Genomic DNA, 17,538 nt, shown 5'->3' on the forward strand with positions numbered 1-17,538 from the left:
CTGAATATTGTCGAAAATTTTGGACAAGTGCCAATGGCCTTTTTGCTCCACTCACTAAAGTCAACTAATCATGAAAAAATCTGAAGCGCTTCTTTCCATTGTTAACTTGGTTGACAAATTCCGTATGCGCCAAGAACGAGATGGGAGCATTAAAGAACCAACTTCAGCAGATAATAATATGATCAATGAATTGATCACTCTGCTGAACCACCATGCCAATATTCTTGACGGATTATCTCCAAAACTTTTAGCGACCATTTCTGATGATCTTCATCAGTGGATAATCAGCGGTTTAACGACCCCTCCTAAATTTGATAACACTTTGGCTGCTTTCAAAGCCCCATTACCAGATGCTCCCTTGTTTTTCTTGGCTCCAATGCGTGCAACAAATGGACCTGATCCAGAAGGATTCCGGCTGGAATTAGTTACAGGATATCGTCATGAAACGGCCTATCTTGCTGACGCCTCAAAATATACAAATAATTATGTATCACCTTTTCAATGTATAAAAATGGGAATAGCATCAAGAGGTTTTTTAGAAGGCAATTGCATTGTTCTATTCCCAGAATCTGTAGCGGCTGCTCAAAAAAAAACAAAGCAAGCATTTGCTTTGTTTTTTTCAGTAAATTCTTTGATATTTACAACAAGCAAACAATTGTGGAAGCTGAACGTTTACTCGGTCGAGATAGTAAATTCCTGTTCGGTCAATTGCATAGTCGTAACTTATCTAAAGAAGACATTTACGATGCTCGCTGTTTGTGGGGCTATTATCATGACTATGCACATCATACCGGACCGCGGCCATTGGATAAAAATCTGTATATAAAATTAAATTGGTTTACAGGTCTTCTAGAAGAAACTAAAGTTGATTTAATTACAGTGCGTATTATGCTACAAAATCATCCAAAATTTTGGAAAGAAATAACTGAATTTATCCTATTAGAACGCATATTTCGTTATCCAAAAGATTCTGATCAGCATATGACATTCGATGCTGGTACAGGGATCTTGCTTTTTGAAATATTGATGCGGAACAAAGCATTGATTGAAACAAATCAAGGTTATCTTCAATTTGATTTGGAGCGTCTTGAAAAAGTAATAATATTGATGATAGCAGATATAGAAGCACTTGAAGCATTAGATGATGACGCTTATTTGGCAGGAGCTAAAGATTATATCCAAAATAATCTTGGAAAACCACAGACCTCAAAGTCACGATTTAATTTTTCAACATCATCTTATGCACAGCGAGTGATTAGAGGATTAAATCATTGAGTTTTATAAAAGGACGATTATTATTATTTACTTTTGCCATTCTAGCATTGTTTTCCATAAGTTGGTTATTATCTAAGAATTTGGTTAGCAATATACCCGTCATGCATGCGGTTGGACTTAGGTTGTTTGCCACCGCTGCCACCTTATGGCTGATTGCAATATTTCGTGAGAAAGCTGTTTTCAGATCCCTACCATTGCTTTCCATGATACCTTCTTTTTTAATTCTCTCAGTGTTAGGATTTTCGCTGTATTTTGTATGCAGTTTTGGTGCATTAAAATCACTCAAAGCCAGTGATTTAACCATGGTGCTCGCTACTATTCCAGGAATTACTTATATATTAGGTGCATTGACAAATGTCCTTAAATTCTCATGGCTGAAGCTTAGTGGAGTGATAATTGTCAGTGTAGCAGCTGTAGTATTCAATATAAATAGTGGAGAAGGTGGATATTATAACCTGATAGGAGTAGTGCTTGCCTTAACAGCAGCACTTTCTTATTCTGCTTATGGCTTATTGTCTAAACGTTATCTTAAAAATCTACCTTTGCTCACCTCACTGGCTTGGATCACGACAATTTCTGCAGCATCATTTATGCCATTATTTATTTTTGATCCTGCCCCACTCTTCTATCTTAAGTTAGAAGATATATTTAAAATATTGATTTTAGGAACTGTTTGCTCGGCACCAGTTTACGTATTATATCAAAAAGTTTTAGCCGAAGGAGGCGTATTATACGCCAACACTATCGGCGTATTATCCCCTTTTGCAGTGGTTGCATGTGAATGGATAATCGGCTCGAGCCCTTCTCTCAATATGATCAAAATAATTGCTATGATTGTAGTTGTTATAGGGATGACACTCTTATTTATAGATGCATCAAAGGTATCTACATGGCAACATAAACGCCATTCTCAAAACTCCCAATTTAATGAGGAAACAAAATGAAAAAACTCGCGTTAATTTGCCAGCGCAATGCAAAATTACCATTTATATTTGAAGCAGCACAAGCAGCTAATATCGAATTAATAATGATCTATGATACCGCTGAAAGCGCTCCCTCTCAACACCCCGCAGCAGTAACTTCAACTTGGCAACTTCCTGTTTTTGATAACCCAGAGGCAGCTTTAGACACTTTTGCAACAGGAGCAAAAGAACGCAATATTTCTGGGGTTATAACCCTTCGCGAAGAAGCCATTCTATGGACAGCTTTGGCTGCAAAAAAAATCAACACTCCAAGTATTGAACCAGAAATAGCAGCATTAACCAGAAATAAATATCTCATGCGTCAAGCTTTCGCTAAAGCAGGCTTAAGAACACCAGGATTCTTTTATATAGATCATCCAGAAGACCTATCAAAAACACAAGCCTTGGATTATCCACTCGTTATTAAACCCGTCTCTGGATGGGCAAGTACAGGCGTAATGTTAGCTAAAAATTCCGCCGAACTTCCTGATCTCATTAAAGCCGTATGGAATGTTCAGCATAAAGACATGGCACGTTTTAATGATAAAAGTAAACCTGTAGGTTTAGTCGTAGAACAGTATTTGCCAGGAAAAGAGTTTGTCGTAGAATGCTTTGTTGATACAGCAGGTGTACACGTTCTGGCCGTTGGAGACAAGGGACAGCCTGAGGGACCATGGTTTGAAGAAACAATTTATCGTCAACGCTGTGATATAGATGATCCTTTAATTATTGCTTTATGTGAGGCTGCATGCTCTGGAGTTAAAGCTCTTGGTATAAATATAGGTGCTGCCCATGTAGAGCTACGCCTAGATGCTCATAATTTACCTTATATCATTGAGATTGGCGCTCGTATAGGTGGATCGGGTGTCTCCCATTTTATTGTTGAGCAAGGTACAGGGATTTCATTTGCAAAACTATGTATGAATGCCGCTTTAGCTGAACAAACCCCAGACCTTCCCGATATACTCCCAGCTGAAAAAGTGGCGGCAAATTATATTATTCCTCTTCGTGGTCATGGACGGTTTTCTGGATTTTTAGGTCTAGATAAGGTTGCACAGCATCCTCAAACCGCCAGAACTATCATTTTCTTTGAAACCAATCATCTTTCACCACCTCCACCAGCATTTGGTGGATATCCTGGTTTTATTTTCTCTGTTCATAACTCAAACGAAGAAGCACGCAATTACCACAAATGGCTCGATGACACCTTAAGCATCATATGGAAACACCATGTTTATCAATAGTCCGATAAAGATATTTTTACTGCCCCTGAACTTTAATATAAATCTTATCGATACAAACGAACTCACAATGCGAATGCGATTGCCTAAAACTTTGCAAACATCTTCCATTAAAGGTACATATTTCAAAAAACAGGAATTGAGGAAGATATAATCTACTTTTACACCCCATTTTAATAAAAGCTCTTCAATGTTTCTATATTTGAAACAATAATAAAAACTTCTAAACGACTTTTTTGATACGATCAACCTCTTCTCCCCACGTCTTAAAAGAAGAAAAAAAGATCTTACCTCCCCCACTTTGATTTAAAACTTATATTTCATATCTATTTAACAAAGAAGACATGATCTTGTTCATATATTCAATACAGCCATTAGAACAATTTTTTTAAAGGATTTATCTTTATTAAGAACTGAAAATATTGAATTTGATGTTAAAAGTGTTCAAGCTTTACCACTTTTCTCATTATCCACCTACAATAATGCGATCGATACGAACAGCTTCAAAAACGCTTTTTGCAAAATTTTAAAGCATAAAAATACGCATCATCCACGAAACGATCGAGCTGTATATTGTACATATCTCCTCCTTTGCTTAACAGCAAAAGCTTTTAATCAACAGTCAATATCTCCCTGCCTTTCATGATTGATATCAGCGACCTCAAACGCCAGTCTTTACAGCATAACAGGATAATAAGGCTACTATTTTAAAAAGCTGATGACAAACACATCCCCAATATTTATAGCCAAAATAACACAAATAGATTCACAGTCCCATTATCAATTTTTTTGAAGCATTTAAGCTCCCCTATCAACCAGATAAAAAAATAAATCAACGTGATCCTTCCATACTTATTAAAACACATGATATCATTATTAAAAGAAGCAATTAAAATTCTGCACCATCAATGGTTTAAATCCCGACAATAAAACAAAACTTTAAAAATTACATTTATTATTTTTAAAAAGATTTATTAAAAATGATAGCGCAAACCACCAGAAAAATGAACTCCAGAAAAACCAGCCTTGGTTAACCTATGCTGATAGCTAAGATCACTGTGAAGTGTAACTTTAGAAGAGAACTGCGCATTGATACCCAAACCTGTTTCTAAGGAAGACCCGAAAGAACCCAACTGGAAAACATCTTTAAAATGAACAAATTGTTCTTTATCAAAACAATGAGCAAGATGAATAGTGCCATAAAAAGAAATGATACGATCCTTTTCAGAGGCTGTAAATGTTTTACTTAAACGCCCACCAACACGCATAAACCATTGATCTATTTTTTTCATCTCAACATCAAATCCGTCAATATCACGAAACTTATCAAATTGAAGATGTTGATAAATAAGCTGAAATTGCGGATCAAAAACAAGACCTTCACGTCCTATCATAGACACTTTACCAGCAGAAAAAGAAACGTTGAGAGGTTTTGCTTTTAATGTCGCCGTCTTACCCCAAACACGGCTATGCACATCCCCTTTAAACAAGCCATAAGATAAAAGACCGTCTACGTAAAAATCAGTGTAATGTTTCACACTAGCATATGCCGTAAATGACCATTTATTAAATGTACTCTTTTGACTTTGTTCCACATTATGAGGTTGTAAGGAAAGTTTTCCATAGGTTCCCATAATCCCAAAAGATGTCGTATTATGTGCACTCTCTACCGTTTTAAGCAAAAGATCTGTTTCTATAGCGTTATAATCAACATGACCATCGTACCCATATTTAAGTGTAGAAAGATCTGAGACATAACGATAACGTCCACCATAACCGTGAACAGATAAAGCAAAATTCCCTTCAACTTTTAATAATTTACGAGGAATAGACCGCCTAACTTGCAACTGCTTTTGTTGATGACTAATATCCATGAGCCCAACATGAAACAAAGCATTTGGTACCAGAAGGTAAGTGGGAACCTGTGGAACAACCTCCCTGATCTTTAACTCAGAAGGGGGAATAGCAGACACCTCTAAAGCAGGCTGAATATATTTACTTTCAAGGCGGAAATCCCAAAAATCTCCATCTCCTTCAACCAATCTTTGAGAAGTTTGTGCATTTCCAAGAGCAGAAGCTGGACCATAAGCATGAAGATAATATTGGTAAGGCAAACCCTCTAATGCGATATAAGCACGATTTAACTGAAAAGAATCCTCTGCCGCTTTTCCAGAAACCTGAATAAGTGAAATACTATGAGCATTTTCACCGGTTGCTATCTCACCCTGATTTCCTGAAACAAATTGCACATAAACTGTCGTTTTTCCAGAAACATCACCATGTATCAAAAGCCGATCAGTTTTTTTATTATCGAGCAAACCATCACTACTGAGATGTGTATTGAGATAAATATCTGCCCTATCTTGCGCACTATAAACTTCTTTTTCTCCCTTCCCAATATAAAGTGTCTGATACTCCTGAAACATTGGAATCTCAAAAGCAATAAAACTATCAGAAACTTTCACAAATGAAATAGACGAACTTGTACGGTTTGCAACTTGCAAATCTATCCCTTTTCTTTTTGTCAAAAACCATTTTGATCCCCCTGTTAAATAAAGTTCAGCAATAGAATCATCGGCAACACGAGTCCCTCCTATCAATGAAGAGGAATCAGCCAAAATCGCTACAGTCCCCCCCTTTTCAGCTGTTAATAATAAATCACCAAAAATTTTTGTACCTTCTGTTACTCCAATATAACTACGACTTTTATTACTATGAATAGCTGTTCCGTCTGGAACCTCAAAAATTGTCCTTTTCAAAAAGACAAGTCCCTGTTCATACGCATCATTTTCCCCATCCCTCTCAAAATACATACCATGTTTGTTACCGATTGCTTTAATTGTTGAATCTTCAATATTAACCCGTGAAATTAAAATATTTCCTTCCCTGCCATTATTGGATGGTGTGTTAGAATCTTGTCCAACTGTTAAAACATGAACATCCGTAGAAATAATATTCGTATTTTTTACATAAACAGAACCATGATGTTTTACATTGAAAACTGTATGTGTAATTTTTTCATTTGTATTTTCTTTGTCTTCTGTTTTTTGATATTTTGAAGCAATGGTAACACCATCTAAAGTCGCACTACCCCCTCTCCCCACATAAAGCGCAGCAGCATCATTCACATCAATAAATCCACTTTTCATCTGAATACTCGCATCAGCCCTAACGAAAAGAGCACTCTCTTGACCGATACCCAAACCTTCCACTTTAATTTCTGTATCCGTTAACGTAACAGATGCTCCTAGATTCTCTGCATAAGCAGCAATCTGAGAAGCCTCAATTGTTCCACGATTAACCTCAATCATTCCACTATCAGCTTTAAGACCTATTGATACATTTTTAAAAGCTGAATCGCTCAAAACAATTTTGCCCCCTTGTGATACAAAAACACCATAAATATCTTCTATACCTGCAGTAGCTTCAACCTCTACACGCATTGCCTCAATAACTGTATTTGGCTCCTGCACTACTATAGCAGCAGGTAACATGAGAGACCGCCCCTCCCCATTCTTTTCTTTAACAGGTGCCGTGAATTTATATACTTTATCACTAATTGTATGCTTTGAACCATCACTGCATTCATAAGGTAATTTGTTTTTGTCACATGACAGTGATGTATATGAATGAGAATGTGCCTCAATATTTATATTTAACAAAAAAGAAAAAATAGCTGCTGTAAAAACGCACGAATACAAGTGATTGTTAGATACCTTGACTATCATTGTTTTTCAAAACTTTCTTTTTTCAACAAAAAAAAATGCTGGCAAAAAAATAAACCACAAATTAAACACAACAAGAATGAAACAAACAAAATTATTTTATTTTTTATGATAAATTACAGCATTAAATAATATGTTTTGTGTCTTATGTAAAGAAAGAACAAAAAGTTTAAAAATACCATTTAAGATGACAATCCCTTTAAAGAAGGCATCTCAAAAACCGCTGAAAACTGCAATTACAAAGTGCCGAAACACCAATCTTTAAAAAAACGTGAAAAAATGCGAACTTTGAAGAGATACAATATTCAATTTATCTCACCACCGAAAAATTAAAATACAACAAAATGAGAATAACTTTTAAGATTAAACGATTAAAACGTTTTAATAAAACACAGCACAAATAAGATACAGTATACGCAATCTATAACCGCATTATTCCTTCAACCACAACAAAAAAACAAGAAATTGCACACTAATGTATAAGCTAATCTACATAATTTCTATATTAGAAATGCTAGACATCTAACAAAAAAATTTGAATTAATAAATGTAATATTTTAGATCTTTTGATAAAATCTAAATACAGTAAAACACTCACCATTCTGAAATTAAAAAACACCAAAATAAAATTTCATCAAAATCAGCTCTATGAAAGCTATCTGTTTATTATCGTTAAAGCAAATATTTTAGCAAAGCTATTATTTTTCATTCTTTATATTGAATAAATTTCTCTAAACAACAACTCACTATCCCCCGCTAGCATCATCTGACAACAATACTATTGCCAATCTCGTAGCTGATGAATATAACTACATTGGAGACAAAAGACCGATATTTCTCTCTTCTCCCGTTTAATATTTTTATTCAATTATTGCTTTAAAAATCAACGTTCTACTGTTGGCGATCACTTGTGCAAAGCTTTTTTTATTTTCTGGCGCTTTTTATCATTTTCAAAACGTAACATCAAATCTCGCTCTTGTTTTGTCGAATTGGTTACACCAAAAGTATCATTGTCCATAACCTGCTGATACCCTGCTACCATTAAATTGACTAAAAATGAATCACTTCGCGGCGCTGATGAAAAATAGATTCCCTTTGAATCTTGTAATTTGTACCGATAACCTGCTTTAGTCATGCACTCATAAACTGCTGCAAAATCACTTGCACGCGAATCCATATTTTCAGAAGAAGCGTAGATTGGTTTCCAACCACATTTTGACAGTGCTTGTTGGACCATAGACTTATTGACACCGGGCTTTTCCCATAATTCTAATGTCGATGGGGGAGGTTTGCTAATACACCCAGCAGTGCTTAATAAAATTATAGCACTCAATAATTTCAATGTTTTTTTCATTCCCCCTCCTTCAATATTTACGATAGAAAGACTGATAAGTCTTCTAATATTTGCTCACACGCAAGATGACTCTTGTTAGCATATAGATATTGAAGAAACAATCCCACCCACCCCATGCAAAAACAAGAATGTAAGGATTTTTGATTACAGCAGCCTCAATACTTAAGGTTGACATTCAGGTTGTTCTTTATGCTCTTTACAATGAGGACTATTCAAACGCCTCTCTACACTTCGCTGAGGAATAACTGCATCAGGCTGACAAATTGGAAGATTTTCATATTTCTCACACCACTTCATTCTTCCCAATTTATCTTGAAAACCTGCTTGGATCATACATGCATTCACAGACTCCTCTGCATTGAATTTTTCATCCATACTTATTTCTGTATCAAGACGACCATCAAGATGCTGTATTCCACATTCTAACAGGGCTTTTTTTATCTCAAGCTGATCTGCACCGGATTTTTCCCATGCATCTACAGCTGTTCGAGAAGGCTGCTCTGGATAACATCCTGCCATAACAAATAAGGTTATCCCGCTTAATAATTTTAAAATCTGCTTCATTTTCCTATCCTTGAGTAATTTTGATATTACGAAACAATCTATAAATTATTATACATGCTGTTTTTTATTTCCAAAACAATGATGAACATTATCAGCCTATATTATTTTTATCTTTCCGAAGATTATGCCATAATTATTATAGCAAAAATACGGTAAAATTATTACTAAAACCATATTCTATCAACGATATGCTTATAATTATTATCAATATTTTGATTACAACCAAAATAGATATTTTATATCATTGCGCCAACAGTTGTTGTCCTCATAAATAATTAGCATTGACATGCTGAATTAAGCCATCCCCGTACGGGCATGAGAAGCATGAAGGTAGGGATTGTTGATCATCACAAACAGCAAAACTTAAGGTTTTCATTCAGGTGCATTTTTATACTGTTTACAATAAGGGCTGTTCAAGCGCTTCTTGACACTGGGCCTAGGGATCACAGCGCCTGGACGACAAATGGGAAGGTTTTCGGCTCTAAAAGTATAACATGGCCCACCCGCTCTTGCTACTTCTTCATCTTTATAGCGAAAACCTAATTGAAGCATGCAAGCATAAATTGTTGCTTTTGCATTGATGCTCTGCTTTCTATTTTCTGGATCGACATCATAAGGTGTTGGCATGCCACATTCTAACAGGGCTTTTCCTATCTCAGTAAAATCTGCTCTTGGCTTTTCCCACGCACTCAAATACCCTCCAGGAGTTTTATTAAACTGACATCCGGCTATACTCAATAGAGTTATCGCACTTAATAATTTTAGAGTTTGTTTCATTTTTTACTCCATGATTTAATTCAAGGCTTTTGTTCTAGATGAGATGTGCCATAAAAACTTTTGGCATTTATAACCCACATCTCCAAGACAGGTATGGGAGCTTATGGGATTCATGATCACTCTCCACCATTCTGTCCACCAGTTACTACCAGCAGGTATTGTCGCGTAGGTATAGCCATTACCGCCAATCCATCGGCTTACAAAGTCATATCTATGCCCATCAAAAAACCTGTTTCATGCGTCTGTGAATGGCTGCTATGATGGTCTGTCATGCCAACAATCGTCATACTTTCTCCCATTACATTGATATCTTGACCGGAAATCAGATGAGAAGCAGAAATCTTGGCTTCTCCTTGTGCGTCTAACACGATGTTGCCCGTCGCCCCAAGGATAGAGGAGACCGTTGTGGTATGCGATTAAGAACTATCGGACGATTTCTCATGCAAAAAGCCACTTGATGACGATTGTTTTTGCTGATCGTAGTGTTCTTGAGCACCTTTTATGGTAGTATTGAATAATTTTGCACCGCAATACAGTTGCGGAGTGCATTTTGTCCGCCTCCACTTGTGATAAAAATTACTCTCGTATCAATATTATAAAAAATAAGTTTGATCCTTGCTATTGTGAGCGCAATAACAATAAGAGTCGTAACACTGTCACACGTTCATTGTTCTCTTTAATTTACTCTTCTATGAGATTTTATTGTGATACCTTGCTGCTCTTTATTAAAGTTTTTGCAAATACAATCATACAATACCTCTAATGACTTTGTTATCCACTATTTTCTACCAACGCCAATCCTCTTTGAGAAAAAATACATAAAGAACTTTATCTTCGATTCTAAAAGCAATAGTAGTTTTCTAAACAATAAAATTTAAACAACCAATTTTTTAAAGAGCTTAAAGAACAATTCTTACAATAACTTCTCTTGTGGAACAGAACTTCATTAATACGTTTAGAAAAAGATATCTGCCTATAATCTTGTATCTGGTAAAATCTATTTGCACTATTAGGCATTTTTACCTGAAAGACTTATATTGATTGCAGGGCTCACCATCAAAAAATGCCTAATATTTATATGATTTGGTCGTTACCGTAAGCAATGGCTCACAAAACTTCCAAAGCAAAATAATAACGAGCAGATTTTTTCAATCTAGATTGTTCTAACCTTTAGAGAATAACAATCAAACACCTGTTTTCCTGATGACATCAGCTATTTGTTTTGAGCTTTATCTCTATTCACATTTTATTGCTGTTTCTTTTGCTTAAAATTATAAAGTTTAAGTGCATAGAAACAAATAATAAGCCAAGCAATCCAACTAAAACCTATAATTAAAACCGGTCGTGTCTCATCAAAATACCATAACAGAATAAAAATAAAAACCATAAATAAAATAGAAAAAATCGATCCTATTGGCCAAAATGGAATGGGAAATTTTAAACCATTCTGTGCTTCTTTAGGCATCTTAATTCGCATAAAAAATTGTGAAAGTAGAATCATCATCCAAACAAAAACTGTCGCAAATGTTGCCATTGCGGCAATAAGAAAAAAAAGCTTTTCATGGTAAAAATAATTAAGGACAGCACCAAGAAGAAAGATACCGAAGATCATCAAAATAACAAAAACTGGTATACCATTTTTTGATAAATATTGAAACTTTTTTAAAGCATAACCTTCCTGCGATAAACCATGGATCATACGACAAGCACCATACATTCCACTATTCATTGCTGAAATAGCCGCTGTAACAACAACAATATTTAAAATATTTGCTGCATACGAAATCCCAAGATTTTCAAAAATAGATACAAAAGGGCTATCCATAAGACCAATCTCATTCCAAGGATAAAGAGACATTAAAATAGCTAACGTCATGACGTAAAAAAGCAAAATACGAACTGGAGTAGAATTAATTGCCTTTGAAATCGTTTGATGAGGGTTTTGAACTTCCATGACTGCCATGCCAATAATTTCTATGCCACCAAAAGCAAAAACAACAACACTAAAGCAAGCTAAAAAACCAAACCAACCATTGGGAAAAAGTCCACCATTTTTCCATAAATTATGAACAGTAACGGTAGAAAAATTTGCACCTTCACCCCACCCCCAAAAAATAATTGCTATTCCTAAAATAATCATCGCAATGATAGCGATAACTTTAATAGAAGATAGCCAAAACTCTAGTTCACCATAGACTTCTACAGCAGCTAAATTAATACCTGTGATGATTAATGTAATACTCAGTGCCCATACCCAAGGAGCAACATCAGGATACCAAAACCCCATATAAGTCGCAAAAGCTGTAATATCAGCCAAACCAACAAGAATCATCTCAAATACGTATGTCCATCCCGTTAAAAAACCTGCTAATGGTGATATGTAATTTGCCGCATAACGAGCAAAAGAACCAGGTAAGGGATTATGAAGTATCATCTCTCCTAGAGCCCGCATAACCATAAAAATAGCTAAACCAGCAATACAATAGGCAATCAAAACACTGGGACCGGCAAGCTTAATTGCCTGTGCAGACCCATAAAAAAGACCTGTTCCAATAGCAGAGCCAAGAGCTAAAAAAATAACTTGGCGCTTACTCATCCCTCTTTTCAGTTTATTTATTGCCATTTCTTTCCTTACTTTTTGAAATGCTGACAATCCACACAACGATAACAGCTTTATGATAAATAAAGCCTCATGTTTCTTTCACAAATATATTTCAAAAAACATCGAAGACCAGCCCGTCAAACACTTTGTTCTAAACAATAAAAAATACTTTTATTGCGAATTACTCAGCTTTTATAGCCTGCAATTTCGTATTATTTTATTCAAATAAAGTGATAATGAATTTTTTTATAATTGTCATTTAATTCATTTCGTATTCTCTAGTTTTTTACAGAGAAAATTAATCTTAATGTAATCTAAACTTTTAGGCTTCTATTTCCGTGCACGAAAATAGAAGCCTAAAACTTCATAACAAACGCATTAACTATGCGTACAATTAATTTTTTGTTACTTTAAGAAAACTCTCTTTGAGCCCACAAAGCAAACTTTTTACGCCAATTGAATAGCTCAATCAATGATAATACGAATCTCGCAAGCCTTCAAAAGTATGAGAAATTGTATTTACAACCCATCTTTTAAGGACTCCAACTGTCTTAAAGATAAACTTTCCAATGGAAAAAAAATATGCGCTAAAAATAGAATCTTTGACTGTTGGCCTAATGATAGCATTCTCCTTATCTTCGGGATTTTGCCCTGAGATAGCAATAAAATCTTTGTTTTTCGCTAAAATCAGAGGCTCCTTCTCTTGGTCCACTATTGTAATGAAAACTTCCTCTGGAAAGCCACCTCTCCTACAATTTGCATGAATCTCAAGAATTTGAGAGAAAAAAATAACTGTTATTGATACACATAATCTAGCACTTTTAAACATTTCTTTCTCCTTTTTTATTTAAAATATCAAAAATGAAATATAAAATTCATAAAGTATTAACAAATAAGAAGAATCTACAATAAATTTTTTATTTTTACTTAATATAATACATATATTATAATTTGTACTTATAAAAATATAATATTACAACATATAATTTGTGAATATTATTTAACTTAGATTAAAATTTCTGATAGAAATCAGAAAGTATAGGTACTTTAAATTTATAGTTTCTATAAAATTATGATGCTAAATCAGATCCATATAAAATAATAAAATATCTAGTTGACTATAAATAACATATATATACATAATTCATTAAATAATTCAAATATAGTATTGATCTTCTATATTTTCATATGAGGAAGTTTCAAAATTCAATATCCGCCCTTCATCATTGTCCTTAAAACAAATATTATTGAAAACTTAATGAAGGAAAAATTGTTTCTGGTAAAACAGATAATAAGTGCCCTTCACGCACAAGTATATGTGCTTGATGAAGATCTGGAGCCAGATAGCGATCTTCCTTAAGAGAAGCAACATTTTTGCGTAAACATTCCATAACAGATTGCAAAAAAGTACTTGTTTTTAAAGGTGCACGATATTCAATTCCTTGTGCTGCAACAAGCGTTTCAATGCCAATAAGTGTAAAAAGATTTTCGCTCATTACCAATAACCGACGAGCTCCATGACAAGCCATTGAAACATGATCTTCTTGATTGGCTGAAGTTGGGGTTGAATCAACGGAAGCAGGATGGGCCATTTGCTTATTTTCAGACATTAAAGCTGCCGCTGTTACTTCAGCAATCATAAAACCTGAATGAAGACCCGCATTATGCGCTAAAAAAGCTGGAAGTCCATAAGAAACTGCTGGATCAACCATAAGAGCAATACGCCGTTGAGAAATAGATCCTATTTCACATAAAGCAAGAGCAATCTGATCAGCAGCAAACGCTACAGGTTCAGCATGAAAATTCCCACCTGATACAACTTCACCATTCCTTAAAATCAATGGATTATCTGTAACAGCATTTGCTTCAATAATCAGTGTTTTTGCTGCTGCCAGCAAAATATCAAAACATGCCCCCATGACCTGTGGCTGGCAACGTATACAATAAGGATCTTGTACACGCTCATCACCCCGTAAATGTGCTGCACGAATTTCTGAATCCTCTACAAGCTTTTCTAATGTTTTCGATACGGCAATCTGCCCATAATGTCCTCGTAAAATATGAATATCAGGATGAAATGGCGCCGTTGATCCCATGATGGCATCTGTCGTCAAGGCCCCTGCCAACAATCCACCACACAATGCCCGATAACCTCGAAAAAGACCGGCAAGTGCAAGGGCTGTTGATGTTTGAGTCCCATTAATAAGAGCTAGACCTTCCTTTGCCTCTAAAATAATAGGGGACAATCCCGCTTTCTCTAATGCAACAGCTCCACTCATACGAATATTTTGAAAAAATGCTTCCCCTTCTCCCATCATAACAGCCGCCATGTGAGCAAGTGGAGCTAGATCACCTGAAGCACCAACAGACCCTTTTTCAGGGATGACAGGAATGACGCCCTTTGCAAGCATATTTTCCAGCAAATTTACCAATTCTAGACGAACTCCTGAAGCTCCTCTTCCTAAAGAGATAAGCTTTAAGCTCATTATCAAACGCACAATATTTTCAGCTAAAGGTTCTCCTACCCCACAACAATGGGACAAAATAAGATTTCTCTGTAAAACAGTAACATCGTCCGCATCAATTTTAATGGAAGCCAACTTCCCAAAACCAGTATTAATACCGTACACAGGCTCACTTCCAGCAGCAATTTCAGCAATGCGCAGTGCCCCTTTCTCGATAGCTAAATGCGTGTCATTATGAAGTTTACTCACTTCACCATTAAAATAAATAGCCGCAAGTTCACTAAGCGTCACCTCGCTCGGTTTCAGTATAATAGTCATAATTTACTTTCTTTTTTATCAAAGTATAATGTTTAGCATTATTGATGCTTCTATAAAACAAAAAAACTATAACGACTCTTTAAAGCGAGAATACTTTTTTAAAGGTATTCCTTATAATGGAGTTATTATTCAAAAGTAGAATAGTTGACGATAAATGAAAATGAAATATTGACAAACACAACTAAGGTCATGGATTTCAAAAATAGATAACGCATTAATTTATAATTATAATCTAGCATGATTCATATTAAATGAGAGAGCGGAGTATCTTAAGACTCTCTCATTCCAAATCTGTGTATGTTGAATCAATCAACACCATTCGCTTGCACGTCATAAGCGAAATTGGCGTATAGATAAAACTGTAAAAAAAAGGACTACTCCTCTTATGAGCCGTGTCAAGAGCTGTCGCAACATTGGGAGATGACAAAGTGTGTGATAGTGCAGGCTTATTTTTTTATGACGCGTAAAGATGAAGAACTCAATGGATTTATCATTAAGCTATTCCTACTAAACTTATAAAAATCTTAGACAGACAGCTGTCACAATCTATCATGATTGCAAAAATTAAACTCTATAGAAAATTAAAAAACTTATTCAACACATCACAACAGAGAAGAAATTGAGCTTTTTTGCTACTTCTAAAATTGTATTTAAAGCGCCAGATTGAAACCTAAAAAGCACATCTTCAATAAAACCACACAAGACTCGCCCTAACCCGTTATTTAAAATAAAAATAAAAGAAGTTTTCTTATATCAAAAAATTTAATTAACATATTGTTTTTATATTATATCTTTAAAAAAGAGAAATGCTCCATATAACATATTTATATTTTACTTTTTTGTTATATTGAATCTGAATTTAGAGATAATTTCAAAATGAGTTGTTTTTTAAAGGTGCTTCCAAGCCATTACCTTTTTTACTACAAATTTCTGATTATGATAATTTTTATACTTTGTCAGTTGTTTTTGTCAAAATTTATTAAAAACACTCTCATTTAATAATAAAAAACAATCATAAAAACAAAGAATTATCAAATATTTCTATTCAATCTACCTCTTCTTATTTTATAAAATAATCTGTTGTTAAACTGCAGTAAAGAAAGCGCTTCAATACTATAATGCAGTGCATAAATTTTCTATTTAAACTCTCTCATATCAAGTGAACAATGAAAATCAGACGTAATAAGATGTCAACGTGAATGCTGAAGAAAAAAACCGTCCCCCTCAAAATCTGCCTTAATAAGGCGTTAATTTCCTGAATACCGCCTACTCTGATGTGCTAAAAGAGCAAAAGTAATCATCGATATCAGATTATCCCGCATACATATAGAGCTCACTTCGATACAAAAGCTCCAAATTGCCTTGCACTTCATATTTCTTTATCAATGAGACCAATTGCCGCAAATATTCTTCCCCATAGCAAGCAATAGCGCGTTGCGCTTGCGTTGAAGAGCGGCTCATTCCAATAAAAGCTTCAGATGGGATCATCATCGTCCAATTATGCGTATGAAAAAAATCTTTTCTGGATCTACCCCAAAGCCATCACTCATTTCCTGTAAAAAATCAAAATTACGATAATAACGGGAATAGTTCGGACTCATTTTTTCTAACAATATCTCATAAGCCTCTAGAAATTCGCTATGCTTGAAATCGCGATTATTTTGAATAACCGCCATGACACCATTGACTCGAAGTTGATCTGAAACAGAACAAAGCAACTTGGGACGATCCATCCACTGAAACGCTTGCGCTGCAATGACAAGATCAACCTCGCCAATTTGAGGCAATAGGCCTTCGGCACAGCCCTGATACCACTGCACCGTAGGAAATTTTCTTCGCCCCTGCTTAATCATATCTGCCGATACATCGATAGCATGATATTGGTGCTCATTTCCTAAAAATTTAACAATTCCCTCTAATGCGATGCCTGTCCCAGCACCCACATCCACAATGGACAAATGCTTTTTGTTCTTAAAAGAATGGAGCATGGTTTTAAATAAAGTGAGGGGGTAGCGAGGACGATAACGATCATAATCATTAGCCAATCCATCAAACTTTTCACTTTGCCGTTGAACACTTTCTATCACAGGATTTTCCGCCTCCTTCACAATTACTACCATACATAGTTAAAAAGCCCTTTTTGTCCAATCTATTAAGCACACCTTCTAAAGGAGAGAAAATAAGAACTGCCCTTACCTTCTATCTTTCCATAAGATTGATACTTACATTTTTCCCTTTTCCAATTGTGATCTGCA

At 35.2% G+C, this 17,538-nt stretch carries 11 protein-coding genes and 2 pseudogenes; 4 read left to right on the forward strand and 9 right to left on the reverse strand.

Going from position 1 to position 17,538, the window contains the following annotated elements; genetic code table 11:
• The first annotated feature begins 70 nt into the window (after window positions 1–70).
• The 4 genes from ACFIK0_RS05905 to ACFIK0_RS05920 are packed head-to-tail and all read left to right on the forward strand — an operon-like array spanning window position 71 to window position 3,481.
• Window positions 71–826 carry a DUF6421 family protein gene (locus ACFIK0_RS05905; protein WP_375663647.1) on the forward strand — a complete coding sequence of 252 codons (756 nt, stop codon included), beginning with the start codon at window positions 71–73 and terminating at the stop codon, window positions 824–826.
• Window positions 805–1,275: a hypothetical protein gene (locus ACFIK0_RS05910; RefSeq protein WP_375663648.1), complete on the forward strand. Its 471-nt coding sequence runs from the start codon at window positions 805–807 to the stop codon at window positions 1,273–1,275. Before ACFIK0_RS05905 ends, ACFIK0_RS05910 begins: the two co-directional genes overlap by 22 nt.
• Window positions 1,272–2,219 carry a DMT family transporter gene (locus tag ACFIK0_RS05915; protein ID WP_375663649.1) on the forward strand — a complete coding sequence of 316 codons (948 nt, stop codon included), beginning with the start codon at window positions 1,272–1,274 and terminating at the stop codon, window positions 2,217–2,219. Before ACFIK0_RS05910 ends, ACFIK0_RS05915 begins: the two co-directional genes overlap by 4 nt.
• Window positions 2,216–3,481, forward strand: coding sequence for an acetyl-CoA carboxylase biotin carboxylase subunit family protein (locus ACFIK0_RS05920; RefSeq protein WP_375663650.1), 1,266 nt, complete (start codon window positions 2,216–2,218; stop codon window positions 3,479–3,481). The genes ACFIK0_RS05915 and ACFIK0_RS05920 overlap by 4 nt, the downstream gene beginning before the upstream one ends.
• A 971-nt stretch (window positions 3,482–4,452) precedes the next feature.
• On the opposite strand, the gene ACFIK0_RS05925 is transcribed toward ACFIK0_RS05920, so the two are convergent.
• The 9 genes and pseudogenes from ACFIK0_RS05925 to ACFIK0_RS05965 all read right to left on the reverse strand — a co-directional run bounded on the left by ACFIK0_RS05925 (window position 4,453) and on the right by ACFIK0_RS05965 (window position 17,403).
• The gene (locus ACFIK0_RS05925; RefSeq protein WP_375663651.1) at window positions 4,453–7,206 is read right to left on the reverse strand and encodes an autotransporter outer membrane beta-barrel domain-containing protein; all 2,754 of its coding nucleotides are present in this window, start codon (window positions 7,204–7,206) and stop codon (window positions 4,453–4,455) included.
• A gap of 901 nt (window positions 7,207–8,107) precedes the next feature.
• Window positions 8,108–8,557: a hypothetical protein gene (locus ACFIK0_RS05930; protein ID WP_273791501.1), complete on the reverse strand. Its 450-nt coding sequence runs from the start codon at window positions 8,555–8,557 to the stop codon at window positions 8,108–8,110.
• Window positions 8,558–8,719: 162 nt separating this feature from the next.
• Window positions 8,720–9,121: a hypothetical protein gene (locus ACFIK0_RS05935; protein ID WP_375631301.1), complete on the reverse strand. Its 402-nt coding sequence runs from the start codon at window positions 9,119–9,121 to the stop codon at window positions 8,720–8,722.
• A 372-nt stretch (window positions 9,122–9,493) separates the two neighbouring features.
• Window positions 9,494–9,898, reverse strand: a complete 405-nt coding sequence (locus ACFIK0_RS05940; RefSeq protein ID WP_375663652.1) for a hypothetical protein — start codon at window positions 9,896–9,898, stop codon at window positions 9,494–9,496.
• A gap of 215 nt (window positions 9,899–10,113) precedes the next feature.
• Window positions 10,114–10,404: pseudogene (locus tag ACFIK0_RS05945) on the reverse strand (hypothetical protein); the annotation flags it as partial.
• Window positions 10,405–11,144: 740 nt separating this feature from the next.
• Window positions 11,145–12,521: an amino acid permease gene (locus ACFIK0_RS05950; RefSeq protein WP_273791505.1), complete on the reverse strand. Its 1,377-nt coding sequence runs from the start codon at window positions 12,519–12,521 to the stop codon at window positions 11,145–11,147.
• Window positions 12,522–12,969: 448 nt separating this feature from the next.
• The gene (locus tag ACFIK0_RS05955; RefSeq protein WP_375631298.1) at window positions 12,970–13,329 is read right to left on the reverse strand and encodes a hypothetical protein; all 360 of its coding nucleotides are present in this window, start codon (window positions 13,327–13,329) and stop codon (window positions 12,970–12,972) included.
• 415 nt (window positions 13,330–13,744) lie between these two features.
• Window positions 13,745–15,283, reverse strand: a complete 1,539-nt coding sequence (hutH, locus tag ACFIK0_RS05960) for a histidine ammonia-lyase (RefSeq protein ID WP_375663653.1) — start codon at window positions 15,281–15,283, stop codon at window positions 13,745–13,747.
• Between the two features lie 1,311 nt (window positions 15,284–16,594).
• A pseudogene (locus ACFIK0_RS05965) lies at window positions 16,595–17,403 on the reverse strand (class I SAM-dependent methyltransferase).
• Between the last annotated feature and the right edge of the window lie 135 nt (window positions 17,404–17,538).

The organism is Bartonella sp. CL63NXGY, from assembly GCF_042194905.1.
GTDB lineage: Bacteria > Pseudomonadota > Alphaproteobacteria > Rhizobiales > Rhizobiaceae > Bartonella.